Origin of the sequence: Mesorhizobium sp. J8 (assembly GCF_016591715.1) — a bacterium.
GTDB lineage: Bacteria > Pseudomonadota > Alphaproteobacteria > Rhizobiales > Rhizobiaceae > Mesorhizobium.
The window spans coordinates 2,259,482-2,284,704 of record NZ_AP024109.1; the positions used below are offsets into that span (position 1 = coordinate 2,259,482).

Below are 25,223 nucleotides of genomic sequence, written 5' to 3' on the forward strand. Positions count from 1 at the left end.
GGAGGCAGCATGTCCAATCCGGTTCTGGTCGAAGTCACGCGCGGCGCGGTGGTCGAAAGCAGGCACCGCGGCGCGGTTTCGGTCTTCGACGCCGACGGCAAGCCCGTCTGGGAGATCGGCGACACCGACCGTCCGGTTTTTCCGCGCTCGGCGGTGAAGGCGATCCAGGCGCTGCCGCTGGTCGAATCGGGTGCTGCCGACGCTTATGGTTTCGGCGACCGCGAACTGGCGCTGGCCTGCGCCTCGCATTCGGGCGAGCCGGCCCATGTCGAACTGGCTGCGGCGATGCTCGCCAGGGCCGGCCTGGACAAGACCGCGCTCGAATGCGGCGCGCATTGGCCATCGAGCCATGCCGCCGAAATCGCGCTGGCTCGCGCCGGCGGTGTGCCCAATGCTTTGCACAACAACTGCTCCGGCAAGCATTCCGGCTTCCTCTGCACCTGCGTTCATGCCGGCATCGCGCACGCTGGCTATGTCAAGGCTGGCCACGCGCAGCAGGAGATGGTGCGCGACGCCATGCAATCCGTGACTGGCGCGGCGCACGGCGTCGACAACAGCGGCATCGACGGTTGCTCGATCCCGACCTATGCCGTGCCGTTGAAGAGTTTTGCGCTGGGCTTTGCCCGCATGGCGACGGGCAGAGGCTTTTCGCCCGAGCGCGCCAAGGCCGCGAAGCGGCTGCTTTCGGCCTGCATGGCGGAGCCGTTTCTGGTCGCCGGCACCGGCAAGGCCGACGTCGCGCTGATGCAGGCCGCGCCCCGCCGCATCTTCGTCAAGACCGGCGCCGAAGGTGTCTATTGCGCGGCCTTGCCCGAGCTCGGTCTTGGCATCGCGCTCAAATGCGACGACGGCGCCGCCAGAGCGGCCGAAGTGATGATCGCCTCGGTGCTGGCGAAGCTGCTGCGCGATGATGAAGCGGTAGCGGCAAAGCTCACCCAGCTCGCCCATCCTGCAGTCGAAAGCCGCGTCGGCGCCGAGGTCGGCTCGCTGCGCCCGACGGCGGCGCTCAACTAGCGCACGGACTTGCTCACCCGCATCGGCCTTGCGGGTGAGCCCATGACAAAAAAATGTTCTAGTTTCCGTGACTGTCAAACGGCCGCCGGGTGCTGACCATGCTGGAAGCGGACAAGGTGTTTGCCGGGTCGATCCCGGAAAATTACGACCGCCATATGGTGCCGTTGATCTTCGAGGCCTATGCCGCCGAGACCGCACGGCGGGCGGCGTCCTTCTCACCTTTAGCCGTATTGGAAACCGCCGCGGGCACCGGAGCCGTTACCCGCGCGCTGGCGCCACGGCTTCCTTCAGGCGCAAGCTACGCCGTAACCGACCTCAACCAGCCGATGCTCGACTATGCCGCTTCGCGGCAGGGACCGGACAGCCGCATCACGTGGCGCCAGGCGGATGCGTTGAACCTCCCCTTCGACGACGCGTCCTTCGACCTCGTCTGCTGTCAGTTCGGCGCCATGTTCTTTCCCGATCGCGTGGCGGCCTACCGCGAGGCGAAGCGGGTTCTGAAGCCCGGCGGACGTTTCCTGTTCAGCGTATGGGATCGCATCGAGGAGAACATATTCGCAAACGACGTGACGAATGCTCTGGCAACGATCTTTCCGCACGATCCGCCGCGTTTCCTGGCGCGCACGCCGCATGGCTATCACGACAAGGATCTGATCCGGAGCGATCTAGCTGCCGCTGGGTTCTCCGACGTGACGATCGACACCCGGGCCGAGCAGAGCCGCGCATCCTCGCCGCGGGTTCCGGCCATCGCCTATTGCCAGGGAACAGTGCTCCGCAATGAGATCGAGGCCAGGGAGGCAGGACGATTGGCATCCGCGACCGACTACGCCGAATCCGTGATCGCTGACAGGCACGGCCGCGGTGAGGTCGCCGCCAAGATCCAGGCCCACATTATCGTCGCTGCGGCCTAGCTCACCTTGTTCCGCTCGACGGTCAGATGCGCGTAGCCGGTGTCGGTTGACTGGGACAGGTCCCCGGTCACCGGATCGGCCCAGCGCTGGCCGATGATGGCGCCATTGCTCGCTCCCTCGATGACATTGTCCGAGATGACGGCGCTGCCGGACCCTTCGACGACCGAAACGACGATGCCGGTGCCTGCCTTACGGATGATGTTGCCGGTCGCCACGACATTGCGCAGATAGGGGCCCCAGCCGAGCTGCATGCCGTAGAGCGGCGCGTTCTCGACGACGTTGCCGGAGACGGTTGTGTCAGCCTCGGCGCTGATGCCGACGCCGAAGCCCGGCGGATCGGCGGTGTAGGGACCGGTGGTCGAGAGGTTGCGCACGATGTTGTTCGAGCAGACCGCCATGCGGCCGCCTTCGTTGAAATTGACGATCGAGATGCCGTTGGCGGCTCCGTCGACCAGATTGTTGCTGAGGACCGCGCCTTCGAAGGAGAATTCCGAATAGATCCCGGTCTCGCCCGAGCGCGAGCAGGTGTTGCCGGTGATCTGCAGATTGCTGGCGCTGTTGGCGCGGATCGCGGTGAAGGCGCAGTCGGAGACGACATTGCCGGAGATGATGACGTTGCCGGCGCGGAAGGCGTTGATGCCGTTGCCGTTCTGGCCGGTACCGCCGCTGCGCGCGCCGATCCGCTGGACGCGGTTGCCGCTGACGATGGTGCCGTCCTCCGCCGCCTGCCAGCGATGCACCAGGATGCCGCCATTGGCGCAGTCGGATACGCTGTTGCCGGAAATCTCCAGCCCACCGGCCTCGACCGAATAGATGCCGGCGTCCGCCGCGCCCGAAATATCGCAGCGGCCCACCCGGCCGACGGCATGCTCGAGCGCCAGCCCGTTCTTGCCGCTGCCGGTCACCTGGCAATTGTCGATTGTCAGATGGCCGACGCGGCGCAGGTCGAGCAGCCCTTGCGTGTAGTCTGCCAGCCAGCGGTTGGCGCCGTCGAACACCAGGCCGCTGAGCTCGATATGCTCGGCCTGTTCGGCCATCATCAGATGGCCGTTGCCGCCATAGACGATGCGCGTCGCGCCGGGCACGCCCGACAGACGCACGCGGCCAGGCAGCTTCAGGTTGGAGACCTGATAGGTGCCGGGCGGCAGGAACACCGGCTGGTCGCGGTCGCTGGCCTCAGCCAGCATCCTGGCGAAAGCCTTGCTCTGGTCGTCGATTGCGCCCGGCTGCACGCCGATCTCGGTCGCATTGATCGAGCCGCGCATCGCTGCCATCTCAATGCCCGGCAGCGACTTCGCCGATGCTTTGCCCGCGAAGACGCCGGCGACGGCAAGGCCAACGGTCCGGGCAAGCAGCGTTCGTCTGTTCAACATCGGCACAGGTCCTGGCGTTTCGCCGTGCACGTCGCAGGAATCGTGCCAGGGCAGGCGCTTTGCCAAATCGCTTGTGCCGTCGCCCCGCCAAGCCTAAGTTCACTTTATGAGCAGAGCTTTTACCCGCGAAGAAGACAGCGAAAACGCCATTGCCGGCGTCGGCGAACGGCCTATCAGCACGCACCGCAATCTGGTGACGGAGCGCGGCCTGGCGATGATCGAGGACAATCTCGCCGACCTGCGCGACATATTGGCCAAGGCCGAAAGGAAGGGCGACCGCGAACGCATCGCGGTTGTGTCCCGCGACCTGCGCTATTGGACCGCGCGACGCGAGAGCGCGGAGCTTTCCGTGCCCGAGCCGGGCAGCGACGTGGTGCGCTTCGGCATGGGCGTGACGCTGGAGGGCGACGACGGCAAGAAGGTGCATTGGCGCATCGTCGGCGAGGACGAGGCCGATCCGTCCAAGGGCAGCATTTCCCACGTCTCGCCGATGGCCGTGGCGCTGTTCGGCAAGAAGGTCGGCGAGGTCGTCACCGTCAACGGCAAGGAATGGGAAATCGTCAAGCTCTCGGACAAGGCCGAGAACTAGCAGCCAAGCCTGCTTGCCAGCTGCAGCAATTCAGCTTCGTATTTGTCCATGATATCGCGAGCGGCGTTCATTTGCCGTTGGTGGTTGTCGTGGCGGATCGGCTTTAGAATGACGCCGTCGTCGGTTTCGACGATCTGGAACTCATCGCCGACTTGAAGGGTCGAGCTGTCAAGCATTTCTCGGGGCAGAAGCAAGACGCCCGATCCGTCCTCAAGCCTGTGGGTGGTTGTCTTGAACATCATCGCGCCATGGTTGCATGCATTTTCATAGAACAACCTTTTGGCCAAATCAGCAAGCCCTCACTGAGGCGCCAGCAACCGATCCATCAGCCGGTTCGCCGCTTCCGGGATGACGGTTCCCGGCGGGAAGATTTCCGCAGCGCCCGCCGCCAGCACCGCGTCATAATCCTGCGGCGGGATGACGCCGCCGGCGACGATCAGCATGTCGGCGTGGCCGAGCTTCTTCAGCGCATCCTTGAGCTCGGGGATCAGCGTCAGGTGCCCGGCTGCCAAAGATGACGCGCCGATGATGTCGACCTTGTGCTGCACCGCCAGCTTCGCGATCTCGTCCGGGGTCTGGAACATCGGCCCGACGGTGACGTCGAAGCCGAGATCGGCGAAGGCGCTGGCGATCACCTTCTGGCCGCGGTCATGGCCGTCCTGGCCCATCTTGGCGACCAGGATGCGCGGCTTTGCGCCGGATTTCTTCTCGAACGCCTCGATCTTCTCCTGCAGCGGGTCGAGCGCCGGGTTGTCGCCCAGAGCGTCGCGGTAGACGCCGGAGATCGTCTGGACCGCCGCCGTGTGGCGGCCGAACACTTTTTCCAGCGCCAGCGAAATCTCGCCTACGGTGGCGTTGGCGCGCGCGGCGCGGATCGCGAATTCGAGCAGGTTCTCGTCGCCTTCGGCCGCGCGGGTCAGCGCCGCCAGCGCGTCCTCCAGCGCCGCGACATCGCGCGTGCCTTTGAGCCGCTGCAGCTTCGCCAATTGCCTGGCTTTCACCTCGGCATTGTCGATCTTCAAGACATCGACTTCGATATCGGTCTGCGGCCGGTGCGCGTTGACGCCGACCAGAATTTGCTCGCCGGAATCGATGCGCGCCTGCGTGCGGGCCGCCGCTTCCTCGATGCGCAGCTTCGGAATGCCCTTTTCGATCGCCGCCGCCATGCCGCCGAGGCCTTCGACCTCCTCGATATGGGCGAGCGCGCGCGCCGCCAGATCATGCGTCAGCCGCTCGACATAGGCCGAGCCGCCCCACGGATCGATCATGCGCGTGGTGCCGGATTCCTTCTGCAGGATGAGCTGTGTGTTGCGGGCGATCCGCGCCGAATGGTCGGTCGGCAGCGCCATCGCCTCGTCGAAGGAATTGGTATGCAGCGACTGCGTGTGCCCCTGCGTTGCCGCCATCGCCTCGATCATCGTGCGGGTGATGTTGTTGTACGGGTCCTGCGCCGTCAGCGACCAGCCGGACGTCTGGCAATGGGTGCGCAGCGACAGCGAGCGCTCGTCCTTCGGCGCAAAATTCTTCTTCATCAGGCTTGACCACAAGAGCCGCGCGGCCCTGAGCTTGGCGACCTCCATGAAGAAGTTCATGCCGATCGCCCAGAAGAAGGAGAGACGCGGCGCGAAGCGGTCGATGTCGAGGCCGGCAGCGACGCCGGCGCGCGCATATTCGATGCCGTCGGCGATCGTGTAGGCAAGCTCGAGGTCGGCCGTCGCGCCCGCCTCCTGCATGTGGTAGCCGGAGATCGAGATCGAGTTGAACTTCGGCATGTTGTGCGAGGTGTAGGCAAAAATGTCCGACACGATCCGCATCGAAGGCTTCGGCGGATAGATGTAGGTGTTGCGGACCATGAACTCCTTCAGAATGTCGTTCTGAATGGTTCCGGCCAGATCCTTTTGCGCGACGCCCTGTTCCTCCGCCGCGACGATGTAGAGCGCCATGATCGGCAGCACGGCGCCGTTCATCGTCATCGACACGGTCATCTCGTTCAGCGGAATGCCGTCGAAGAGCTGACGCATGTCCAGGATGGAATCGATTGCCACGCCGGCCATGCCGACATCGCCGGCGACGCGCGGATGGTCGCTGTCATAGCCGCGATGCGTGGCGAGATCGAAGGCGACCGACAGGCCTTTCTGGCCGGCCGCGAGGTTGCGACGGTAGAAGGCGTTGGATTCCTCGGCTGTCGAGAAGCCGGCATATTGCCGGATCGTCCAGGGCTGCTGGACATACATGGTGGGGTAGGGGCCGCGCAGGAAGGGCGGCAGGCCTGGATAGGTGTCGAGATTGGCAAGCCCCTTGAGGTCGCCTTGCGTGTAAAGATGTTTTACGGCGATGCCTTCCGGCGTCATCCGCTGGCCCTTGATCTCGACCGGCGCGCCACGCGGCGCCGACCAGCCGATTTGGCTGAAATCCGGGATCATGATCCGGCTCCGATCGACTGATCGATGCGCACCGGAAAAAGCGGCTCGCATGTCGCAACGCCTTCGGCCAGGGCCGGACGCCGCTCCTGCGGCAGGGTCTCGACCGGGCGCTCGCTGCCGACGCGATACAGCGTCGTGCCGACGATGCCGCGTTCGCCCGAACGGTAGGCGCCGTTGCGCTTGGCGGCGGCAGCCTGGACGCGATTCTGGATATAGCCATGCTGCAGGCTGGCGAGCACGCCGCCCTCCGCCTCGATGCGCTGGAATTCTTCCCAGGCAGCAGCGCAGAGATCGTCGGTCAGCGCTTCGACCGCGCCGGAGCCGCAGGCGGGGTCGGTGACATGGCCGAGATGGCTCTCCTCGGCCATGATGAGCTGGGCGTTGCGGGCAATGCGGCGGGCAAAGCCGGCCGGCAGGCCATGCGCGATCGTGTGCGGCAGGATCGAGATCGAATCGGCGCCGCCGGTCGCCGCCGCGAAGGCCCCGATCGCCGTGCGCAGGATGTTGGTCTCCGGATCGGCCATAGTCATCATGCGGTAGGAGGTCTCGGCATGGATGCTGGCGGTCGAGGCCGGAATCGAGCAGGCTTCCTGGATGCGCGCCCAGAGCTTGCGCAAAGCCCGCACCTTGGCCATCGACAGGAACTGGTCCTGGTCGACGCTGAGCGCGAAGCCGATATGGGGTGCCGCATAGACCAGCGGCTGGCGTGCCTTCTCAAACATCTTGAGATAGGACACGACCGAGGCCATCATCGTGCCGAGCTCCTGTGCCTCGGTGGCGCCTGCATTGTGGAACACCCGCCCGTCGGCCTCCAGCAGCACGCCCGGCACACCCATCGAGAAGAAATGCGCGAGCGACTGCGGCATCGATTCCTGCAGCGCCTCGATCGAGGTGCGCAGCCGCCCCGTTCCGGCGAAGATCGCCGCCGGGTCGATGCCGAAGGAGAGGTTGAGCTTGGTCGGATCGGAGCGGCGTTTGCTCAGGAAAGCGAGCAGCCAATCGGCCACGGCGCGGCTCCAGGGATGCGCGTCGATGCGCACCTGCACGCGGTTGAGGGGCACGCCGTCGAGCACCCTTTCCAACGCTTCCGCGGTGCGCGGCAGGCCGTAGCCGAAGGCGTTCGGCGCGCCCTCGAAGACAAGCGACAGGCCGGTGGCGCCTTGGGCGATGTCTTCCAGGGCTTGCTCGCTGGCCCGGGCGATGTCCGGGTCGTCGACACGCTGGCTGACGATCCAGGGCGCGGTCGGATTCGTGCGCGGCAATGGGTCAACGGCCGTCGAGCGTTGGCTAAGCGGCTCGATGCGGATCCCGTCATCGGTATGGGAGACGAGCTTTTCCTCGAAGGAGCCGCCGGCAAGCGCCTTTTCCGCCAGCGCCCGCCAACGCTTGGCGTCCGGGTTCGGAAGGTCGACATCCTTGGTCAAGGCGCCGGCGCCCATCGCTCTCCTCGCTTCTCGGCCGCATCAGCCGGTCCAGCCAATCTAAGGTCAGGAACCGGATATCACAATGCGTCATCCAGCCGGTTCTTTCCCGGCCAGCCAATCGATTGCCAAACATGCGCGCAATCCGCAAGCGCCAACGGCCAAATTCGGACGCGCCGCAAATCGATGCTGGGCATTGTCGCATGCGGCTGGCGTTACTATACCTCCGGATGAGGCCCTTGAGCGGAACAGACTGCGGAGACCTGACAATGGTTGACGAGACCAGCATCTTCATCGGCGCCAGCCGCAAGCCCGACGATTCCTATCAGCGCGCCGAAGAGCTTTTGCTGCGCTACGGCAACCGCCACGGCCTTGTCACCGGGGCCACCGGCACCGGCAAGACGGTCAGCCTGCAGATCCTGGCCGAAGGCTTTTCGAACGCCGGCGTGCCTGTCTTCTGCGCCGACATCAAGGGTGACCTTTCCGGCATATCCATGATGGGCGAGGCCAAGGATTTCCTGGTCAAGCGCGCCGGCGAGGTGAAGCTCGATCCCTACCAGTTTCAGGAGTTCCCGGTCATCTTCTGGGACCTGTTCGGCGAGCAGGGCCACCCGATCCGCGCCACCATCTCGGAAATGGGGCCGCTGCTGATGTCGCGGCTGATGAACCTCACGGAAGCGCAGGAGGGCGTCATGAACATCGCCTTCCGCATCGCCGACGAAGAGGGACTTCTGCTGCTCGATCTCAAGGATCTGCAGGCGCTGCTCGCCAACATGGCCGATCGCGCCGACCAGCTCAGCGCGCGCTACGGCAACGTCACCAAGCCGTCGGTCGGTGCCATCCAGCGCACGCTCCTGGTGCTCGAGAGCCAAGGCGCCGCGAACTTCTTCGGCGAGCCGGCGCTGCGCATTGCCGATCTGATGCGCACGACGCGCGACGGCCGCGGCGCGATCAGCGTGCTTGCCGCCGACAAGCTGATGATGAATCCGAGACTCTACGCCACTTTTCTGCTGTGGCTGATGTCGGAGCTCTTCGAGGAGCTGCCCGAGGTTGGCGATCTGGACAGGCCGAAGCTGGTCTTCTTCTTCGACGAGGCGCATCTTCTGTTCGAGGACGCGCCGAAGGTGCTGATCGACCGCGTCGAGCAGGTGGTGCGTCTCATCCGCTCCAAGGGCGTCGGCGTCTATTTCGTCACACAGAACCCGCTCGACATTCCGGAAAAGGTGCTGGCCCAGCTCGGCAACCGCGTCCAGCACGCGCTACGCGCCTATACGCCGCGCGAACAGCAGGCGGTGCGCACCGCGGCCGAAACCTTCCGGCCCAATCCCGATTTCGATTGCGCCACCGCCATCACCCAGCTCGCCACCGGCGAGGCGCTGGTCTCGATGCTGGAGGACAAGGGCGTGCCGGCCATGGTCCAGCGCACGCTGATCCGCCCGCCATCCTCGCGGCTCGGACCGATCACGCCCAACGAGCGCCGCAAGATCATCGCCGAGAGCCCCGTCGCCGGCCAATACGACGAGACCGTCGATCGCGAATCGGCCTTCGAGATGCTGCAGAAGAAGGCCAAGGAGGCGCAAGACGCCGAGGCCCAGGCACAGCAGCGGAACAGCGGCGGCTCGCGCTGGACCATCCCCGGGTTCGACGATGTTTTGGGAACATCGGGCCGCCGGTCCTCCAATCGCCAGACCGTGGCCGAAGCCGCCATCAAATCCGTGGTGCGCTCGGTCGGCTCCTCCGTCGGCCGCGCCATCGTGCGCGGCATCCTGGGGAGCTTGGCGCGCGGGCGCTAGGACCGCGGCGGCAACCGTCCGCTGTCCTAGGCCGTCAGATCTAACAGGCGATCATCCAATCGGGGCATGGCCGCCGTCGCTGGAGGCGATGCCTCGGCGCGGCCTCCGGCCAGCGTGCGCGCCGCAACATAGAAAATGCCGGGGCCGGGCGTTATCGCGAGCAGGAACGCCGCGGCGAAATACAAGACGAACGGGGTCAGGTCCGGCATGATGGGCTCGTAAGGCGTTGCGTCTCAAACCGGGATGAGCGGCGCGACCTCGCGGTCCGATGGACGGTCGCTCGATGACAGCCCCGAAAAGACGCCGGCGCGATCGGCGGCATTGCGGTTCTGGCTCATCTTGCGCTTGCCTTCGAGCCGCGTGATCGGCATGCGCAGGCCGACGATGCCCTTCAGCTGCGACTGGATGAAATCCGCTGGCGCGTCCGACACGGCCCAGGGTGCCGAGCGTTCGCCCTCATGCAGGTTGGTCAGGCGAGTCACGACCTCAAGCAGCCTGTCGGCGTCCTCGAAGAATTCGATCGGCCCCTGGGCGTGGACGGCAACGTAGTTCCAGGTCGGCACGACCTTCCCGGTCTCCTGCTTGGTCTGATACCAGGCCGGCGTCACATAGGCGTCCGGTCCCATGAACATCGCCAAGCCGTCGCCCACCGCCGGCACGCGCCAGTGCGGGTTTGCCTTGGCCACATGGCCGTAGATCACGCCATGCTCGCCTTCGTTCTCATCCAGCAGAAGCGGCAACGGCGTCGCCAGCGGGCCTTCCGCCGTGGCGGTGACCAGGACTGCCAGTCGCGCGGCGCGGATCGTGGCCGTCAGGCTCTCCTTGTCGTCGTCGCGGAAGGCGGGCGGTATATACATGGCTAAACTCCTTGCGGCATAAAATGCCTGAAGTCCGGCCTGCTTGGAACATCCGCTCCTGAAAGTTTTGTGTGGTCCAGTTGGGCTGCGGGTTGAAACCAATCCGGCCCGCCCCGGATAACCGCTTCTCGCCCCAGTGCCGGCTGCGATGCTGGCCACCATTTTTTGGCCGAGCACCGCTGATCGGCTGATGCATGTCGCCCAAAAGTTTGCAGAGGTCTGGGGACGACATGCACAGGACAAAGGCTCAAAGCGCATCGCGTCTTGAGCGCTAGAAAATCTCGTTGGTGAGTTGCTTCACCGGACCGAGCAGGATCGAGCCCGTCGGCACGCCGTTGTCGATCGGGATCGCCTTGCGCTCCGGCATGTCCTCTTCCGGCGCCCCGACATTGGCCGTCACTATGACCGGGGTCTTCGTGGGCACGCGGTCGTAAAGGTCGATGATGTCCTGATTGATCAGGCGCACGCAGCCCGACGATACCGACTTGCCGATCGACCACCATTCGGGCGAGCCGTGCAGGCGGTAGAGTGTGTCCTGGTTGCCCTGGAAGAGATAAAGCGCACGCGCCCCGAGCGGGTTCTTCAGGCCGCCCGGCATGCCGCCATTCTTGGCGCTGTATTGCGTCAGCTCCGGCTGGCGGGCGACCATCTCGTCCGGCGGCGTCCATTTCGGCCATTTCTGCTTCCACTGCACGACCGCGTCGCCCGACCATTCGAAGCCGGCGCGGCCGAGGCCGACGCCGTAGCGGATCGCCTGGCCGCCCTCGCGCACCAGATAGAGGAAATGGCCGGTGGTATCGACGACGATGGTGCCCGGGCGCTGTCCGGTCGGATCGGGAACGATCTGGCGCAAGAATCTGTGATCGATCTTGTTCACCGGGATGGCCGGCAGCTCGAAGCCATTGTCCGACATCGCGCCATACATCGTCTCGTAATCCCCGAGCGGCGGCTCGACATAGGTGGGCGGTGGCGGCTGGATGGGAGCAGGGGCTGGACCGGTGGTGGTGCAGGCGGACACTGCGGCCGAAGCAGCGCCAAGGGCCGTGAAATTGAGGAAGCCGCGGCGGCTGATGCGGAAGGAAGCGTCTGACATGGTTGCCTTTTCTAGGTCTTAATTCGCAAGAAAGCATGAATCCGTGGGCAGGTCGCCGAGGCCATTCATAACAGTCGGCGGCGATAGGCGGTTCCAATTCTGGCCTGAGGGTGGACAGAAAAAGGCGAAGCTGTGACCGTGCTGCCGCTGTTGCGCTGCAGCAACAGCGAGGTCAGGGCGATTCGCCGCTTCACCGAACCGCCCTTTCTTTTGTTTCGACGCAATTCGGGACGGAAACCGTCTCACACTTTTCCCGGAATTGCATCAGACACCCGCCAGAAGGCCATCGAGCGAGGGCAGAATGAGACCTGGCGGAAAGTCGCGGTATTCGTCCGGCTGGTTGGTCCTGTTGATCCAGACCGTGCGGAAACCGAATTTCGCCGCGCCGGCGACGTCCCAGCGGTTCGACGACTGGAACGATACCGCGCCCGGATAGAGCCGCCAGTTGGTGACCACCATGTCGTAGACCGACGGGTCGGTCTTGAAGCGCTTGACCTGGTCGACCGAGAACACGTCGTCGAGGATCTGGTCGAGCGCCGCGGATTTGACCGCCGCGTCGAGCATTTCCGGCGAGCCGTTGGACAGGATCGCGAGCTTCGCGCCCGAGGTCTTGAGCGCCTTCAACACGGCCGGCACTTCCGGGTAGCAATCGAGCCGCCAATAGGCTTCGAGCAGTTTCGTCCGCAGCGCCGGATCGGCCGAGGGCACCTTGCGCAACGCAAAGTCGAGCGCCTGCTCGGTCAGTTGCCAGAAGTCGGCGTATGAGCCCATCAGCGTCCTGACCCAGGAATATTCGAGCTGCTTGGCGCGCCAGATTTCCGACAGCAGCTGGCCGTCCGGGCCGATCTCGCCGGCATGGCGGCGCACGGCGGCATGGACGTCGAACAACGTTCCATAGGCGTCGAAGACATAGGCCGCATGATGCATGGAAGGAGTTTTGCGGCGGCAAGCCGCGCCGTGCAAGTGCTGATTGCCGTTAAGTACCGCTGGCCTCAACGATTTTCGGCCATGTCGGTTGACGCCGGCCCTCAAAGCATCGTCCTATGCCGGCCCGAAATCACTTACTTGGACGGCAAACATGACACTGGCGGCGGCGGCGCAGACCGCGACTTGGACCTATGTGGACGGCGACTGGTATGAAGGCAATGTCGCGGTACTGGGGCCGCGCAGCCATGCCATGTGGCTCGGCACCAGCGTCTTCGACGGCGGCCGCTGGTTCGAAGGCGTCTCGCCCGACCTCGAGCTTCACGCCGCTCGCGTCAACGCTTCCGCGACCGCGCTTGGCCTGAAGCCTTCGATGACGACGGACGAGATCGTCGGCCTGACCTGGGATGGTCTGAAGAAATTCGACGGCAGGACGGCGGTCTATATCAGGCCGATGTATTGGGCCGAGCATGGCGGCTATATGGGCGTGCCGGCCGACCCGGACTCGACGCGCTTCTGCCTGTGCCTCTACGAAGCGCCGATGATCCCGCCATCCGGCTTCTCGGTCACGGTCTCGCCGTTCCGCCGCCCGACCATCGAGACCATGCCCACCAATGCCAAGGCGGGCTGCCTCTACCCCAACAATGGCCGCGCCATCCTGGAAGCCAAGAGCCGCGGCTTCGACAACGCGCTCGTGCTCGACATGCTGGGCAATGTCGCCGAGACCGGAACCTCCAACATCTTCCTGGTCAAGGACGGCCATGTGATGACGCCGGCGCCGAACGGCACGTTCCTGTCGGGCATCACCCGCTCGCGCACCATCAACCTGCTCGGCGACTACGGCTTCAGGACCATCGAGAAGACGCTGTCGGTTCGTGATTTCCTCGAAGCCGACGAGATCTTCTCGACCGGCAACCACTCCAAGGTCGTGCCGGTCACCCGCATCGAGAATCGCGACCTGCAGCCCGGTCCGGTGGCCAAGAAGGCGCGCGAGCTCTATTGGGAATGGGCGCATTCGGCGTCCGCCGCCTGAGCAGCCGGAGCGTTTTTCCGTTTGGAGGAACGGCGAACCGCTCCATCTCCTTGTTTTGCGCAATTGCGGGCGGAAAACCGTTTCACACTTTTCCCGGAATTGCTCTAAAAAGTCGCTCGGCGCTCCATTCCGGAGTTGCCCCGATCCATTCCAGACCTATCTTAGCTCGGTAGTATCACCGGACTTTTTTCCTCGAGGGAGTACCATCCATGGCTTTTGAGTTGCCCGCTTTGCCCTACGACTACGAGGCCTTGCAGCCTTACATGTCGAAGGAGACGCTGGAGTATCATCACGATAAGCATCACAAGGCCTATGTCGACAACGGCAATAAGCTGGCCGCCGAGGCCGGAATGGGCGACCTGTCGGTCGAAGAGGTCGTGAAGCAGTCCTTCGGCAAGAATGCCGGGCTCTTCAACAACGCCGCCCAGCACTACAACCACATCCATTTCTGGAAGTGGATGAAGAAGGGCGGCGGCGGCAACAAGCTGCCGGGCGCGCTGCAGAAGGCTTTCGACAGCGATCTCGGCGGCTACGACAAGTTCAAGGCGGATTTCATCGCCGCCGGCACCACCCAGTTCGGCTCGGGCTGGGCCTGGGTCTCGGTCAAGAACGGCAAGCTCGAAATCTCCAAGACCCCGAACGGCGAGAACCCGCTCGTCCATGGCGGCTCGCCGATCCTCGGCGTCGACGTCTGGGAGCACTCCTATTACATCGACTACCGCAATGCGCGGCCGAAATATCTCGAGGCCTTCGTCGACAGCCTGATCAACTGGGACCATGTCCTGGAGCTTTATGAAAAGGCCAAAGGCTGAGCGATCTTGATGAAAAGCCCCGGTTCGCCGGGGCTTTTCTTTTGCGGCAGGAGAAACCGCAAGCCAGCCGGCAAAATCGTCACGGCGCCGGGGAATAATCCCGCTGTCGTGCCCGTTAACACGTAGTCCCGAACTCTCTTCATCCACGGAGCCAATTGAATGAGAAAGCTTGTCATCGCCATCTCTCTGCTCGCCTTCGCCGGTTCGGCCGCCTATGCCGATCCGATCAAGGATCGCCAAGCCCTGATGAAAGAGCGCGGCAAGCTCGCCGGGCAGATCTCGAAGGTGGTCAAGGGCGAGACGCCTTTCGATGCCGCCGCCGTGCTGGACGCGCTGAAGGCGCTGCAGGCCAATGCCGAGAAATTCGATGTCGATACGCTGTTCCCGGCCGGCTCCGATAAGGGCGACACGACAGCCGCGCCGAAAATCTGGGAAGACATGGCCGGCTTCAAAGCTGCCGAGGACAAGTTCCTGGCCGATACCAAGGCCGCGGTCGCTTCGCCGCCGGCCGACGCCGATGCACTGAAGGCTCAGCTCAACACGCTGGGTGGCGATTGCGGCACCTGCCATCAGACCTACCGGATCAAGAAGAGCTGATCGCCTAGATGGCCTGGCTGAGGAAGCTTGTCGGCGCCGTCATCGTGCTTGGCGGCGCCGCGGCCGCCGCAGGCTGGGTCCTGTCGGCACCGGTCAGGCTGGACGCCGGCACCGTCGCGCAACTCGGCTCCGGCGATGCCGCCAAAGGCAAGCGCATCTTCTATGCGGGGGGCTGCACCTCCTGCCACGCCAAACCGGGCGCCCAGGGCGACGCCCGCCTCGAACTCGTCGGCGGTCTGGAGCTCAAGACGCCGTTCGGCACCTTCGTGCCGCCCAACATCTCGCAGGACCGGAAGGACGGCATCGGCGCCTGGAGCCAGGAGGACTTCGCCAACGCCATGCTGAAGGGCGTCTCGCCTTCCGGCGAGCATTTCTACCCGGCCTTTCCCTATGCGTCCTATGCGCGCATGAAGCCGGCAGACATCGCCGACCTCTATGCCTTCATGAAGACGCTGCCGGCGGTTGCCGGCAAGGCGCCGGACCACAAGCTGTCCTTCCCGTTCACCATCCGCCGCGGCATCGGCCTGTGGAAGCTTCTCTACCTCAGCCCGGACCCGGTGATCGCGCTGCATGGCGGCACACCGGACAAGGTTCTCGCCGGCCGCTATCTGGTCGAGGGACCCGGCCATTGCGGCGAATGCCACACGCCGCGCGATTTTGCCGGCGGCGTCAAGAAGGGTGAATGGCTGGCGGGCGCCGTCGCCGCAGAAGGCTCAGGAATCGTGCCCAACATCACGCCCGAGGGGAAGAGCATCAAGAGCTGGTCGGAAGCAGATATCGCCAACTATCTCGAGACCGGCTTCACGCCCGATTTCGATTCCGTCGGCGGCGCCATGGTCGAGGTGCAGAAGAACATGGCGCAACTGACCGCCGACGACCGCGCCGCGATCGCCGCCTATCTGAAGGCGATCCCGCCGCATCCCAACGGCTACCCGGCGCGCAAGCCGGCGAGCTGACCTTTTATCTTACGGGTGCCGGTCGCCCAGGAAATCGAAGCCGTTTTCGAAGAAGTGATTGTAGTCGCAGGTCAGTTCCTCGCCCGGCGCGATGTCGCGTAGCGCGTATGTTTCCTCGGGCGAGGAGACGTCGCAGTTCGGCTCGTCCGCGTGGTTCATGTAGCGCGCATCATCTGCCTCGAAGACGATGTAGTTGGGGTCGCGCCGGTCCGGATAGGAATAGCGATCGAGATAGGACTTCACCGGCCCGCTCTCGCTCTCATACGTGTCGACAGGAATGCGCCGGTCGAACCTTGGGTCGAGCTTCCAGATCAGCGTGCCCTTTGCGATGCGGTGTTTGGCGAAGACGCCAATGCCCTGGATGGGCGATTTGTCGAGATAGACGTCGACGAGCAGCATGACGAACCTTGCGAATGAGCGGTCGGCGCGGTCCAAGGACCACGTCCAAAAAACAGAGCATTGCGTAACGCGCGCCCTTGTCAATTGCGAGTGGAAAATCAGGCTTTGCCTGTCACTTTCAAGGCATAGGCGTAAATGTAGGCGATCTCCTCCAGCCGCGAGAACCGGCCCGAGGCGCCGGCGTGTCCGGACTCCATGTTGATCTTGAACAGGACCGGATTGCCGCCTGCCTTGCGTTCGCGCAGCCGCGCCACCCATTTCGCTGGCTCCCAATAGGTGACGCGCGGATCGGTGAGGCCTGCCAGCGCCAGGATCGGCGGGTAGTCGAGCGCCTCCACATTGTCATAGGGCGAATAGGCCGCGATCGTCTCGTAGTCGGCGGCGGACGCGATCGGGTTGCCCCATTCCGGCCATTCCGGCGGCGTCAGCGGCAGGCTGGCGTCGAGCATGGTGGTGAGCACGTCGACGAACGGCACCTCGGCGACGATGCCGCCGAAAGCTTCCGGCGCCATGTTGGCGATCGCCCCCATCAGCATGCCGCCGGCGGAGCCGCCCTGCGCAACGATGCGGTCATGCCGGGTGTAGCGCTCCGCGACGAGATGGCGGGCGCAGGCGATGAAGTCGGTGAAGGTGTTCATCTTCCTTGCTCGCTTGCCGTCCTCGTACCAGCCATACCCTTTGTCCTTGCCGCCGCGCACATGCGCGATGGCATAGACGAAGCCGCGGTCGACCAGCGACAGGCAGTTGGTGTTGAAGGCGGAGGGCACCGTGATGCCGTAGGAGCCGTAGCCGTAGAGCAGGCAGGGCGCCGAACCGTCCAGCGGCGTGCCGCGATGGTAAAGCAGCGAGATCGGAACCAACTCGCCATCGGCTGCCGGCGCCATCAGCCGGCGCGTGACATAGTGTTCGGGATCGTGGCCGGAGGGCACTTCCTGCGTCTTCAGGAGCACGCGTTGGCGGCTGCGCATATTGTAGTCGAACACCTGCGCCGGGGTCGTCATCGACGAATAGGTGAAGCGCATCGTCTCGGTGTCGTATTCGTAGGAGCCGGAGAGACCGAGCGAGAAAGCTTCCTCGTCGAAGGAGATGAAATGCTCCTCGCCGCTGGCGCGCTCGCGCACCACGATACGCGGCAGCCCGTCCTTGCGCTCGAGCCTGACCATATGGTGCTTGAAGCCGAGCACCGAGAGGATCAGGCGGCCCGGCTCGTGCGGCACCAGTTCCTGCCAGTTGGCGCGCACCGGGTTGTCGACCGGCGCGGTCATGATCTTGAAGTCCTTGGCGCCGTCGGCATTGGTGAGGATGAAGAAGATGTCGCCGCCTTCTTCCAGGTCGTATTGCACGCCGGTCTCGCGCACCGCCACCAGCTTCGGCTCGGCCGATGGATCATTGGCCGGCAGCAGGCGGTATTCCGAAGTCTCGTGGTCGTTGATGCCGATCATGATCCAGTCATTGGCGCGCGTGCCGCTGACATCCATGAAGAAGCCCGGATCGGTTTCCTCATAGATCAGCCGGTCGTTCTCTGTTTTGTCGCCGAGCGCGTGGAAGAAAACTTTCGACGGGCGATGATTGTCGTCGAGACGGGTATAGAAGAAGCCGTCGCCGCCGGCGTCCCAGACCCCGCCGCCGCCCGTATCCGGAATCTGGTCGGCAAGGTTCTTGCCGCTCGCGAGATCGCGCACGCGCAGCGTGAAGAATTCCGAGCCCCTGTCGTCGAAGGCCCACAGCAGCTTCTTGTGGTTGCCCGAATGGTCGACGCCGCCGAGCCGGAAATAGGCCTTGCCCTCGGCCTCTTTGTCGCCGTCGAGCAGGATCTCCTCGGCGCCGCCGTCGCGCGGCGTGCGGAAATAGCGCGGCTGCTCGCCGCCTTGCCGGAAGGAAGAGCCATAGGCATAGGGGCCATCCTTCATCGGCACCGTCGAATCGTCTTCCTTGATGCGACCCTTCATCTCGGCAAACAGCTTGCCGCGCAGGTCTGCGGTGCCCGCCATCAGCGCCGCCTGATACGCGTTCTCGGCCTCGAGATGGGCGCGGATGCGGCCGTCGAGCAGGGAAGGGTCACGGAACACGGCCTGCCAGTTGTCGGCCCGCATCCAGGCATAGTCGTCGCTGCGGGTGATGCCGTGATGCGTGTCGGAAACCGGGTGTTTCTCGGGCTTCGGCGGGCTGGCGGCCGGGAAGGCGGAAGTCAAGGCGGAAGCTCTGGTCATTACGTCTCGCTGCGGAATTTGCTTGAATGACGAATGAACACGCCGCTCAGCGGCGGTTCAAGGGGCGCGGCTCAAGATGGTCTACAGAAGCTAAGTCGAAGGGGGAAAGATGAAATCCTGTGTCTCTACCGCAATGTCCGTCGCCGTCCTGGCGGCGGGTCTGGCTTTTTCCAGTCAGTCTCATGCAACCGTCTTTGCCGCCTGGCAAGTGGTGGGGGTGCCGTTCGGCGATACGCTCAATGCGCGAAAGTATCCGTCCAACGCATCGCAGAAACAGGCCGCCTATCCGAACGGCACCGTGCTGCAGATGACGGGCCGCTGCACCGGTGGCGTGAACCTGCTCGACATCGCCCGGCAGCCGCAATGGAAGCAGCGCCAGGCGATCCGCTATCGCTGGTGCGAGGTCTGGCACGATCCGGCGCAGAATGGTCACTTCGTCGCCGGTTGGGTCTATGGCAAATATATCGCGCCTTACTGATGAATTCCGTCGCAAAGCCTCGTCGGCTCCAGCCGCCAAGGCGAGATTCTTGCGTTTCGCTGCGCTGCAGGATTCGTTGTGCTGGCACAGCAGGCGCCCAAGCATTGGCCAAGCATTGAATGTCGTGCCGAGCGGCGATCGGATGTCTAACATGCGGATGACGTAGCGTCATGGCATGCTGGTCTGGCCAGAAAAATCTCGCGAAGTTACATGGTGCACAAATTTTTGAAGCTGAATCGGCAATATTTGATGAATATCGACCAATATAAGTCAACATGCGAATTGACTTACTTGCGCGGTGGCTCCATTAAGATAACCCGACGCGAATCGCAGGCCTTTCCTGAATGAAATTCGCGCGATGCCCGATCCAGAAAAAGGGCGCGGTTTTAGAAACAAACTCTCGTTGGGGCCTTAGCACTATGGAAATCGTCGAAACACCTTCGAAAAACGGTGATGCGCTGATCGAGCTGACCGCCGATGTCGTCGCCGCCTATGTCAGCAACAACCCGGTGCCGGTCGGGGAACTGCCAAACCTTATTGCCGACGTCCATGCAGCGTTGGGCCGCGTCGGCGGCTCGCCGGAGCAGCCGTCGGCCGAGAAGCAGAAGCCGGCCGTCAACCCGAAGCGCTCCGTCCATGACGACTATATCGTCTGTCTCGAGGACGGAAAGAAGTTCAAGTCGCTGAAGCGGCATTTGATGACCCACTACAATCTCACGCCGGAAGAGTACCGTGAGAAGTGGGGCCTTGACGCCAACTACCCGATGGTGGCCCCCAATTATGCGGCCGCCCGCTCGCAGCTCGCCAAGAAGATGGGCCTGGGCCGCAAGCGCAAAGGCCGCTGACGGGCTTCTGCTCTTTCAAGCAGTTCGGCGGCGCCCTTGCGGCGCCGTTTTGCTTTAAAGATCTGAGATCAGGCGGTCTGTTTCAGCGCCGCTTCGGCATCGCGCTTGATGCGCTTGACCATCGAGCGCAGGCCGTTGGCGCGCTGCGGCGACAGATGCTCGTCGAGCCCGAGTTCCTTCAGCGTCGCTTCGGCATCCGTGCCTTGGATTTCGCTTGCACGCCTGCCTGAAAACAATGCCAGCATGATGGCGACGAGGCCGCGCACGATATGGGCATCGGAATCGCCCTGGAAGCTGATCACCGGATCGGCGCCGTCGCCCCGCTCGGTGGTGAGCCACACCTGGCTCACGCAGCCGGGCACCTTGTTCGCGGCCGTGCGTTCCGCCTCGGGAAATGGCGGCAGGCCTTCGCCAAGCTCGATCACATAGCGATAGCGGTCCTCCCACTCATCGAGCAGGGAAAAGTCGTCGCGGATCGTCTGGATCGGGGTGATCATTGCCCGCATATAGTGACCCGGCACCGCCGCGTCACGGAAAAAGAAAGACGCCGCGGGCGTCGAGAGGTCGGACGGGCCCGCGGCGGAGAGCAATTCCAGGAAAAGTGCATAGCGGTTTTCCGTCCGGAATTGCGCCAAACCAAACAGAGCAATTCCAGGAAAAGTGCGTAGCGGTTTTCCGTCCGGAATTGCGCCAAAATCAAGAGCCGAGCGAACGCCCGGAAGAATTCAGTTCTTCGCCGTCAACATCACCGGAATGTTGACCTTGGCGGGCAACACAATGTCCTCGGCGACGCTGCCGGTGGTCGTGACGGAGCCATCCGCGCCCTTCGTCTCGGGCGTGCCTGCCTGCCCGGACTGCCCGGACTGCTTGTCGTCGATCATGGCCGCGGCGATCTTGGCCGTTTCCTTGGCGCGAACGGTGATGGTGTACATGGCCGATTTGCCGGTTTCGCAGACATCGGGCTTGCGCTCGCAGAGCCCGGCAATGTCGCCGACCGCCTCGCGCGCCGCAAACAGCGCCTGGATCGGCCCGACGCTCTGCTCGCCGTCCTCGCCCGGGCCGACGCCAAGCGGCAGCGCCAGCAGCACCAGCGAAAACCAGAAAGCCATCCTGATCAGAAAGCCCATCTTACCAACCTCTCATCCGGGATGGATGACGCATCCATCCGTGACGGATCATGCATCCCTGGCATGACCTCTTTTATAGGCCGATCATGGCACGGTCACGCAAAGGACGGCTTGCATCGAAGCCGCCAATTTTCCTCAAATTTTAGGCAAATTCGAAAGGAATTGGTTTTGAAATGCAATTGACTCGAAGCTCATCCGCCATGGTAACTTTACGATAACCATATATCACACTGTAATTACACGATTTTCTTATGGGAAGAGGTTAGCCGGATCAAGTCGTGATCCGTTTTGGCGCAGGCCTCGCGGCTAACCCGCCGTTTACCATGGCGGCAACTCGACGTGCTTCGCGAGGCCGGCATCACAATATTTGCCTTGGGGCGGTCGCCGGCCCCGCCAGCCTTATCCATTCCTTAAACGCTGGATGCGAGTTTCAGGTCATTGATTGAGTCACCTGCCAGGCAGGGTGTTTTTACGACCGGGTACGCGTGCGTTGAGTTCGATTTCAGCCAGATACGTTCAATTGCCCGGCGCGATATCAGCCGGCTGCGAACGCATGGTTCATCCGACCGTGACGGGTGAGACCGAGCGCTTGCGCCAGCGCCGCTTCATCGGCGTCATGTTTGCCGCTCCGTTCCTGGCTGCGGGCGCCGCGGTCACGCTTGTCACGTCCAGCCTCGGCGCGGCCGTCACGATGGCGGCGATCTTTGCCGCTTTCGGCCTATGCTGGTTCGCGGCGCTTCTGGTGGCGGCTACCGGTCACATGGCGTTCGCCAGCCGCATGGCTGTGGTGCTGGCGGGCCTTGCCCTCGCCGGAGCTATTGCCGCGGCGGGCGGGTTGGCCTCGCCTGTCGCTTTGCTTGCCGCCGCCTTGCCGGTCGAGACCTGGTGGGTCTCCGGAACGCGGCGGGCCACGTTGTCAGGTGCCTTGGCGGCGGTCGGTGCGATCGTGCTTCAGCCCCTCGCCAGCCATGTCCTGCCATCGGGCGAAATCGCAGCCTGGCATTGGCTGCTGCCGCTCACCTGGGCGCTGACGCTGGCACCGCGGGCCGCCGCCTTGGCCGATCCGGCAGACTCGCGGCTGACCGAGCCTGCCGCCGATCGTCTTGAGGACGTCATCGACGCCGTCGTGCTGCGCCTCGCGCGCCAGGGCGACGTGCTCGACGCCTCCGCCAAGGCGCGTTCGATCCTCAGATTGGCGCCGGAGCTCTTGCTCGGCACCGGCCTTTTCGACCGCGTCCATCTTTCCGATCGCGTCGCCTATCTCACAGCTCTGGCCGATATGCGCGAGGGCGCGCTGAAGCGCCGGCTCGACCTGCGCATCCGGCTGCCGCGCGAGGGTTCGAGCGCGGCCGACAATTTCCGCCCGTTCAGCCTCGAGCTGCTGCGCGGCCACGCCGATCGCGACGCCTTCACCCTGGTCCTGCGTGAAAACGACGATGTCGCGGCGCTGCGGGAGGAGCTTGCCCAAGCGAAGGAGGAGGCCGCGACCGCCGAAGTGGCCAAGGGCCGCTTCCTTGCGGTGGTCAGCCACGAGCTGCGGACGCCGCTCAACGCCATCATCGGCTTCTCCGACATGCTGCTGCACGAGATGTTCGGCGCCTTCAAGGACCCGCGCCAGAAGGAATATGTCGGTCTGGTCAGGGAATCCGGCCAGCATCTTCTGTCCGTCGTCACCTCGATACTCGACGTGTCGCGGATCGAGGCGGGCGCCTATGCGACCGAACTGGAGCCGTTCCGCTTCGTCGAGGCGGTCGACATGTGCCGCTCGATGATGCGGCCGCTGGCCGACGCCAAGGGCATCGTTCTTGCCACGCAGATCGCGCCGGATGCGGGCGAGATCAATGCCGACCGCCGCGCCGTACAGCAGATCCTGATCAATCTCGCTTCTAACGCCGTCAAGTTCACGCCCGATGGCGGCAGCGTGGCGATCGGCGCCAAGCGCGTCGGCTCGCGCCTGCATTTCTGGGTGAGCGACACCGGCATCGGTATCGCCGCGGAGGACATGGGCAATCTCGGCAAGCCGTTCATGCAGATCCAGAACGACTACACGCGCCGTTTCGAGGGAACCGGGCTCGGCCTGTCGCTGGTCAAGGGCCTGGTCGCGCTGCACGACGGCACGATGTCGATCGAGAGCGCGCCGGGTGAGGGCACGACGGTGACGATCGGCCTGCCGGTGAACGGGCCGAAGCGGCATTCCGGGGCGCCTTCCGGCGTGCTGGCCATGCCGGCGGCGAAGCCGAAGGGGGACAGAGATGGGGAGGGAAATGGCTCGCTCCGCAAAACGGCCTAAGGTCGTCGAACCCGAACGCGGCGTCCTCGCCGAAGGCGCTGTCGCGGTCGGTCAGCTGATCGCGAGCAATCCGGTCTTGGTCGGCGGCTCGACCGCCTTCCTGGTGACGCTGTTCTATGTCTCGGCCAATGCGCTCTGGTATCAGCCTTTTCCGCATACCGGCGCCTTCTTTGCCACCCGCAGCATCGAGAATTTCCCGCACACCGTCTCTAACGAACCGGAAACCACCATCAACATTGTTCGCCAGGCGCCGGCGCAGCCTGCCGCCAAGCCGGATCCGGTCGTCCAGCAGGTGCAGGGCATTCTGAAGGATCTCAATTTTTATGACGGCACGGTCGATGGCCTCACAGGCCCGGCCACGCGCAAAGCGATCCAGGCCTATCAACTGAAAGTCGGGCTGCCCGGCTCGGGCGAGATCGACGGCGCGTTGCTCGACCAGCTTGGCGCCCGCCAGACGACGGCAGCCATTCCCCATCCGGCGCCGCGGCCGGCCGACGGCGTGGCCGTCCCGGCCGCCAAGCCGCCCGTCATCCCGGTTTCCGCCCCGGCCGATGGCGCCACGCAATCGCCCGATGCCCGCATCGTCAAGATCCAGGCCGGCCTCAAGGCTTTCGGCAACAATGATATGCAGCTCGACGGCAAGGTCGGCGCGCGTACCAAGGCCGCGATCAAGGAATTCCAGGCGCTCTTCGGCCTGCCCGAGACCGGCGAGCCGGACGAGGCTGTCTATGTCAAGATGCGCGAGATCGGCCTGACGAACTGAGCCCGGCATCGATCGTTTCGGTTCCTCCATCCTTGCTGTAAGAAACCGCGCATGACATCCGGAACCTTGCCATGCGCGTGACCACCGATCTCTGGGTCTCGGCCCTTGTGCGCCGCGTCTTCGGCGCCGGCGGCTTTGCCGCGATCGTCAAGCGCGGCGCGACCGAGGCGGGCGCAGTTTTCGTGCTGTCGCGCGGGCGTCTGGGGGAGGTGGCCCTCTATGGGCCGGCGCCGCAGACGAGCTACGATTCGGCTGATCCCGACGAGCGCTTCTTTGCCCTGCTCGATTCAAGCGACGACGGCTCGGCCTTCGATGCGCGGCTGGAGCGGGAAAAGAAATTCGACCCCGACATCTGGGTGGTCGAGATCGAGGCGGGGACCATTCCGGTCGAAGAGCTTCTTTTAGTGAAGGCCGACTAGGCCGTTTCATGGGCCTGGAATCGCCGTGACTGCAAGAACGCCGGCCGCAGGCCAAGGCAGGGCAGAAGCTTCATCATGCCGCTTCCCCGTTCTGGACGGGAAACCGGGCGGCGAAGACTTCTTTGGCCGCAAACAGCCCGTTGAGCGTCGCGGGAAAGCCGGCATAGACCGTCATCTGGATGATGATTTCAACGATTTCGTCCTTGGTCAGCCCGACATTGAGTCCCGCCTCGATATGGACTTTCAGTTGCGGGGTCGCGGTTCCCATCGCTGTCAGCGCCGCGATGGTGGCGATCTCACGGGAGCGCAGATCGAGACCGGGGCGGCTGTAGATGTCGCCAAACGAGAATTCGAACACGTAGTTCGCGAAGTCGGGGGCAATGTCAGCGAGGGCGGCAATGACTTTGTGGCCGGCTTCGCCGTCGATTTCAGCGAGCGCCCGCTTGCCGCGTTCCAGCCGGCTTTCGCTGATGTTCGGGGATTGATGCGTCATAGTCCTTCATCCTCTGTTTCACGCCGGCATATCCAGCGATCTTGGTATCGAGGACGAGAAGGCAGGCTTGCAGTTTGGCCACATGCGCACGGACACGCTCACGGTGCTGCTTGAGCAGCGCGCCGCGCTCCGCTTCCGTGTCGACGCCGCGCTCCCGCAAGGCCGCGTAACGCAGCATTTCCCGAATGGGCATCCCGGTCGTTTTGAGGCGGTCGAGAAATTCTATCCAGGTCAGGATTGACGCGTCGTAGTCACGTTGGCCCGATTGGTCCCTGTCGGCGTGGGGAAGCAGCCCGATCCGCTCATAGTAACGGATAGTGTAGGCAGACAGTCCCGAACGCTTCGCCAACTCGCCAATCTTCATCAATGCCATTCTTTCGTCACGACGCGCAGAAAGCTACGA

26 protein-coding genes and 1 pseudogene are annotated in these 25,223 nt (G+C 64.0%); 13 read left to right on the forward strand and 14 right to left on the reverse strand.

Features of this window, described 5'->3' with window-relative positions:
* Window positions 1–9 precede the first annotated feature (9 nt).
* Together MJ8_RS10345 and MJ8_RS10350 are read left to right on the forward strand one after the other, a co-directional pair.
* Complete coding sequence (locus MJ8_RS10345) at window positions 10–1,014, forward strand: asparaginase (RefSeq protein WP_201414281.1); 1,005 nt, start codon at window positions 10–12, stop codon at window positions 1,012–1,014.
* Window positions 1,015–1,112: 98 nt separating this feature from the next.
* On the forward strand, window positions 1,113–1,925 hold the full coding sequence (locus MJ8_RS10350) for a class I SAM-dependent methyltransferase (protein ID WP_201414282.1): 813 nt from the start codon (window positions 1,113–1,115) through the stop codon (window positions 1,923–1,925).
* Here the strand turns inward: MJ8_RS10350 and MJ8_RS10355 are convergent.
* Window positions 1,922–3,298, reverse strand: coding sequence for a TIGR03808 family TAT-translocated repetitive protein (locus MJ8_RS10355; RefSeq protein ID WP_201414283.1), 1,377 nt, complete (start codon window positions 3,296–3,298; stop codon window positions 1,922–1,924). The two genes, MJ8_RS10350 and MJ8_RS10355, sit on opposite strands and share 4 nt — an antisense overlap.
* A gap of 106 nt (window positions 3,299–3,404) precedes the next feature.
* On the opposite strand from MJ8_RS10355, the gene greA reads away from it, so the two are divergent.
* Entirely contained in the window at window positions 3,405–3,887 is a 483-nt protein-coding gene (gene greA / locus MJ8_RS10360) for a transcription elongation factor GreA (protein ID WP_201414284.1), read from the forward strand.
* Here greA and MJ8_RS10365 read toward each other — a convergent pair.
* Genes MJ8_RS10365 through MJ8_RS10375 form a run of 3 tightly spaced genes read right to left on the reverse strand, consistent with a single transcriptional unit; the run spans window position 3,884 to window position 7,749 of the window.
* Complete coding sequence (locus MJ8_RS10365) at window positions 3,884–4,162, reverse strand: AbrB/MazE/SpoVT family DNA-binding domain-containing protein (RefSeq protein ID WP_225248218.1); 279 nt, start codon at window positions 4,160–4,162, stop codon at window positions 3,884–3,886. The genes greA and MJ8_RS10365 overlap by 4 nt on opposite strands.
* Before the next feature lie 24 nt (window positions 4,163–4,186).
* Window positions 4,187–6,310, reverse strand: coding sequence for a methylmalonyl-CoA mutase (gene scpA, locus MJ8_RS10370; protein ID WP_201414285.1), 2,124 nt, complete (start codon window positions 6,308–6,310; stop codon window positions 4,187–4,189).
* On the reverse strand, window positions 6,307–7,749 hold the full coding sequence (locus MJ8_RS10375; protein WP_201414286.1) for a methylmalonyl-CoA mutase subunit beta: 1,443 nt from the start codon (window positions 7,747–7,749) through the stop codon (window positions 6,307–6,309). Before MJ8_RS10375 ends, scpA begins: the two co-directional genes overlap by 4 nt.
* Window positions 7,750–8,000: 251 nt before the next feature.
* Here MJ8_RS10375 and MJ8_RS10380 point away from each other — a divergent pair, with 251 nt between their 5' ends.
* On the forward strand, window positions 8,001–9,524 hold the full coding sequence (locus MJ8_RS10380; RefSeq protein WP_201414287.1) for a helicase HerA-like C-terminal domain-containing protein: 1,524 nt from the start codon (window positions 8,001–8,003) through the stop codon (window positions 9,522–9,524).
* Window positions 9,525–9,616: 92 nt separating this feature from the next.
* Here the strand turns inward: MJ8_RS10380 and MJ8_RS10385 are convergent.
* The 4 genes and pseudogenes from MJ8_RS10385 to MJ8_RS10400 all read right to left on the reverse strand — a co-directional run.
* Window positions 9,617–9,733: pseudogene (locus tag MJ8_RS10385) on the reverse strand (LysE family translocator); the annotation flags it as partial.
* A 24-nt stretch (window positions 9,734–9,757) separates the two neighbouring features.
* Entirely contained in the window at window positions 9,758–10,381 is a 624-nt protein-coding gene (locus MJ8_RS10390) for an FMN-binding negative transcriptional regulator (protein ID WP_201414288.1), read from the reverse strand.
* 271 nt (window positions 10,382–10,652) lie between these two features.
* A complete protein-coding gene (locus MJ8_RS10395; protein ID WP_201414289.1) occupies window positions 10,653–11,474 on the reverse strand; it encodes a L,D-transpeptidase in 822 nt (273 codons plus the stop codon).
* A 264-nt stretch (window positions 11,475–11,738) separates the two neighbouring features.
* Window positions 11,739–12,401 carry a haloacid dehalogenase type II gene (locus MJ8_RS10400; RefSeq protein WP_201414290.1) on the reverse strand — a complete coding sequence of 221 codons (663 nt, stop codon included), beginning with the start codon at window positions 12,399–12,401 and terminating at the stop codon, window positions 11,739–11,741.
* A 151-nt stretch (window positions 12,402–12,552) separates the two neighbouring features.
* Between MJ8_RS10400 and MJ8_RS10405 the strand changes: the two genes are divergently transcribed.
* From MJ8_RS10405 to MJ8_RS10420, 4 genes are all read left to right on the forward strand, one after another.
* Window positions 12,553–13,431 (forward strand): branched-chain amino acid aminotransferase, encoded by an 879-nt coding sequence (locus MJ8_RS10405; RefSeq protein ID WP_201414291.1) that lies wholly within the window; start codon window positions 12,553–12,555, stop codon window positions 13,429–13,431.
* Window positions 13,432–13,640: 209 nt separating this feature from the next.
* Window positions 13,641–14,243, forward strand: a complete 603-nt coding sequence (locus MJ8_RS10410) for a superoxide dismutase (RefSeq protein WP_040991319.1) — start codon at window positions 13,641–13,643, stop codon at window positions 14,241–14,243.
* A gap of 159 nt (window positions 14,244–14,402) precedes the next feature.
* Window positions 14,403–14,840, forward strand: a complete 438-nt coding sequence (locus tag MJ8_RS10415) for a c-type cytochrome (RefSeq protein WP_201414292.1) — start codon at window positions 14,403–14,405, stop codon at window positions 14,838–14,840.
* Window positions 14,841–14,848: 8 nt separating this feature from the next.
* Window positions 14,849–15,796, forward strand: a complete 948-nt coding sequence (locus MJ8_RS10420; protein WP_201414293.1) for a cytochrome c — start codon at window positions 14,849–14,851, stop codon at window positions 15,794–15,796.
* A 9-nt stretch (window positions 15,797–15,805) separates the two neighbouring features.
* Here the strand turns inward: MJ8_RS10420 and MJ8_RS10425 are convergent, their stop codons facing one another.
* Window positions 15,806–16,195 carry an SET domain-containing protein gene (locus tag MJ8_RS10425; protein WP_140748825.1) on the reverse strand — a complete coding sequence of 130 codons (390 nt, stop codon included), beginning with the start codon at window positions 16,193–16,195 and terminating at the stop codon, window positions 15,806–15,808.
* A 98-nt stretch (window positions 16,196–16,293) separates the two neighbouring features.
* The gene (locus tag MJ8_RS10430; RefSeq protein WP_201414294.1) at window positions 16,294–18,405 is read right to left on the reverse strand and encodes a S9 family peptidase; all 2,112 of its coding nucleotides are present in this window, start codon (window positions 18,403–18,405) and stop codon (window positions 16,294–16,296) included.
* A 109-nt stretch (window positions 18,406–18,514) separates the two neighbouring features.
* Here MJ8_RS10430 and MJ8_RS10435 point away from each other — a divergent pair, with 109 nt between their 5' ends.
* Both MJ8_RS10435 and MJ8_RS10440 read left to right on the forward strand, forming a co-directional pair.
* Window positions 18,515–18,883 (forward strand): SH3 domain-containing protein, encoded by a 369-nt coding sequence (locus tag MJ8_RS10435; RefSeq protein ID WP_225248219.1) that lies wholly within the window; start codon window positions 18,515–18,517, stop codon window positions 18,881–18,883.
* 419 nt (window positions 18,884–19,302) lie between these two features.
* Window positions 19,303–19,728: a MucR family transcriptional regulator gene (locus tag MJ8_RS10440; protein WP_027164827.1), complete on the forward strand. Its 426-nt coding sequence runs from the start codon at window positions 19,303–19,305 to the stop codon at window positions 19,726–19,728.
* A gap of 68 nt (window positions 19,729–19,796) precedes the next feature.
* On the opposite strand, the gene MJ8_RS10445 is transcribed toward MJ8_RS10440, so the two are convergent.
* Both MJ8_RS10445 and MJ8_RS10450 read right to left on the reverse strand, forming a co-directional pair.
* Window positions 19,797–20,225, reverse strand: a complete 429-nt coding sequence (locus MJ8_RS10445) for a SufE family protein (protein ID WP_201415388.1) — start codon at window positions 20,223–20,225, stop codon at window positions 19,797–19,799.
* A gap of 228 nt (window positions 20,226–20,453) precedes the next feature.
* Window positions 20,454–20,855 carry a DUF5330 domain-containing protein gene (locus MJ8_RS10450; protein ID WP_201414295.1) on the reverse strand — a complete coding sequence of 134 codons (402 nt, stop codon included), beginning with the start codon at window positions 20,853–20,855 and terminating at the stop codon, window positions 20,454–20,456.
* Window positions 20,856–21,408: 553 nt separating this feature from the next.
* Between MJ8_RS10450 and MJ8_RS10455 the strand changes: the two genes are divergently transcribed.
* From MJ8_RS10455 to MJ8_RS10465, 3 genes are all read left to right on the forward strand, one after another.
* Window positions 21,409–23,145, forward strand: a complete 1,737-nt coding sequence (locus MJ8_RS10455; RefSeq protein ID WP_201414296.1) for a sensor histidine kinase — start codon at window positions 21,409–21,411, stop codon at window positions 23,143–23,145.
* On the forward strand, window positions 23,120–23,908 hold the full coding sequence (locus MJ8_RS10460; RefSeq protein ID WP_201414297.1) for a peptidoglycan-binding protein: 789 nt from the start codon (window positions 23,120–23,122) through the stop codon (window positions 23,906–23,908). Before MJ8_RS10455 ends, MJ8_RS10460 begins: the two co-directional genes overlap by 26 nt.
* A 71-nt stretch (window positions 23,909–23,979) precedes the next feature.
* Window positions 23,980–24,327: a DUF1491 family protein gene (locus MJ8_RS10465; RefSeq protein ID WP_201414298.1), complete on the forward strand. Its 348-nt coding sequence runs from the start codon at window positions 23,980–23,982 to the stop codon at window positions 24,325–24,327.
* Window positions 24,328–24,400: 73 nt separating this feature from the next.
* Here MJ8_RS10465 and MJ8_RS10470 read toward each other — a convergent pair whose 3' ends face one another.
* Together MJ8_RS10470 and MJ8_RS10475 are read right to left on the reverse strand one after the other, a co-directional pair.
* The gene (locus tag MJ8_RS10470; RefSeq protein ID WP_201414299.1) at window positions 24,401–24,820 is read right to left on the reverse strand and encodes a carboxymuconolactone decarboxylase family protein; all 420 of its coding nucleotides are present in this window, start codon (window positions 24,818–24,820) and stop codon (window positions 24,401–24,403) included.
* Window positions 24,756–25,184, reverse strand: coding sequence for a MerR family transcriptional regulator (locus tag MJ8_RS10475; RefSeq protein WP_201415389.1), 429 nt, complete (start codon window positions 25,182–25,184; stop codon window positions 24,756–24,758). The genes MJ8_RS10470 and MJ8_RS10475 overlap by 65 nt, the downstream gene beginning before the upstream one ends.
* Between the last annotated feature and the right edge of the window lie 39 nt (window positions 25,185–25,223).

Coding starts and splice junctions, on each gene's coding strand:
- MJ8_RS10345 (WP_201414281.1), top strand. CDS start 10: ATGTCCAATCCGGTTCTGGTCGAAGTCACGCGCGGCGCGGTGGTCGAA.
- MJ8_RS10350 (WP_201414282.1), top strand. CDS start 1,113: ATGCTGGAAGCGGACAAGGTGTTTGCCGGGTCGATCCCGGAAAATTAC.
- MJ8_RS10355 (WP_201414283.1), bottom strand. CDS start 3,298: ATGTTGAACAGACGAACGCTGCTTGCCCGGACCGTTGGCCTTGCCGTC.
- greA (WP_201414284.1), top strand. CDS start 3,405: ATGAGCAGAGCTTTTACCCGCGAAGAAGACAGCGAAAACGCCATTGCC.
- scpA (WP_201414285.1), bottom strand. CDS start 6,310: ATGATCCCGGATTTCAGCCAAATCGGCTGGTCGGCGCCGCGTGGCGCG.
- MJ8_RS10375 (WP_201414286.1), bottom strand. CDS start 7,749: ATGGGCGCCGGCGCCTTGACCAAGGATGTCGACCTTCCGAACCCGGAC.
- MJ8_RS10380 (WP_201414287.1), top strand. CDS start 8,001: ATGGTTGACGAGACCAGCATCTTCATCGGCGCCAGCCGCAAGCCCGAC.
- MJ8_RS10390 (WP_201414288.1), bottom strand. CDS start 10,381: ATGTATATACCGCCCGCCTTCCGCGACGACGACAAGGAGAGCCTGACG.
- MJ8_RS10395 (WP_201414289.1), bottom strand. CDS start 11,474: ATGTCAGACGCTTCCTTCCGCATCAGCCGCCGCGGCTTCCTCAATTTC.
- MJ8_RS10400 (WP_201414290.1), bottom strand. CDS start 12,401: ATGCATCATGCGGCCTATGTCTTCGACGCCTATGGAACGTTGTTCGAC.
- MJ8_RS10405 (WP_201414291.1), top strand. CDS start 12,553: ATGACACTGGCGGCGGCGGCGCAGACCGCGACTTGGACCTATGTGGAC.
- MJ8_RS10410 (WP_040991319.1), top strand. CDS start 13,641: ATGGCTTTTGAGTTGCCCGCTTTGCCCTACGACTACGAGGCCTTGCAG.
- MJ8_RS10415 (WP_201414292.1), top strand. CDS start 14,403: ATGAGAAAGCTTGTCATCGCCATCTCTCTGCTCGCCTTCGCCGGTTCG.
- MJ8_RS10420 (WP_201414293.1), top strand. CDS start 14,849: ATGGCCTGGCTGAGGAAGCTTGTCGGCGCCGTCATCGTGCTTGGCGGC.
- MJ8_RS10425 (WP_140748825.1), bottom strand. CDS start 16,195: ATGCTGCTCGTCGACGTCTATCTCGACAAATCGCCCATCCAGGGCATT.
- MJ8_RS10430 (WP_201414294.1), bottom strand. CDS start 18,405: ATGACCAGAGCTTCCGCCTTGACTTCCGCCTTCCCGGCCGCCAGCCCG.
- MJ8_RS10435 (WP_225248219.1), top strand. CDS start 18,515: ATGAAATCCTGTGTCTCTACCGCAATGTCCGTCGCCGTCCTGGCGGCG.
- MJ8_RS10440 (WP_027164827.1), top strand. CDS start 19,303: ATGGAAATCGTCGAAACACCTTCGAAAAACGGTGATGCGCTGATCGAG.
- MJ8_RS10445 (WP_201415388.1), bottom strand. CDS start 20,225: ATGATCACCCCGATCCAGACGATCCGCGACGACTTTTCCCTGCTCGAT.
- MJ8_RS10450 (WP_201414295.1), bottom strand. CDS start 20,855: ATGGGCTTTCTGATCAGGATGGCTTTCTGGTTTTCGCTGGTGCTGCTG.
- MJ8_RS10455 (WP_201414296.1), top strand. CDS start 21,409: ATGGTTCATCCGACCGTGACGGGTGAGACCGAGCGCTTGCGCCAGCGC.
- MJ8_RS10460 (WP_201414297.1), top strand. CDS start 23,120: ATGGCTCGCTCCGCAAAACGGCCTAAGGTCGTCGAACCCGAACGCGGC.
- MJ8_RS10465 (WP_201414298.1), top strand. CDS start 23,980: ATGCGCGTGACCACCGATCTCTGGGTCTCGGCCCTTGTGCGCCGCGTC.
- MJ8_RS10470 (WP_201414299.1), bottom strand. CDS start 24,820: ATGACGCATCAATCCCCGAACATCAGCGAAAGCCGGCTGGAACGCGGC.
- MJ8_RS10475 (WP_201415389.1), bottom strand. CDS start 25,184: ATGAAGATTGGCGAGTTGGCGAAGCGTTCGGGACTGTCTGCCTACACT.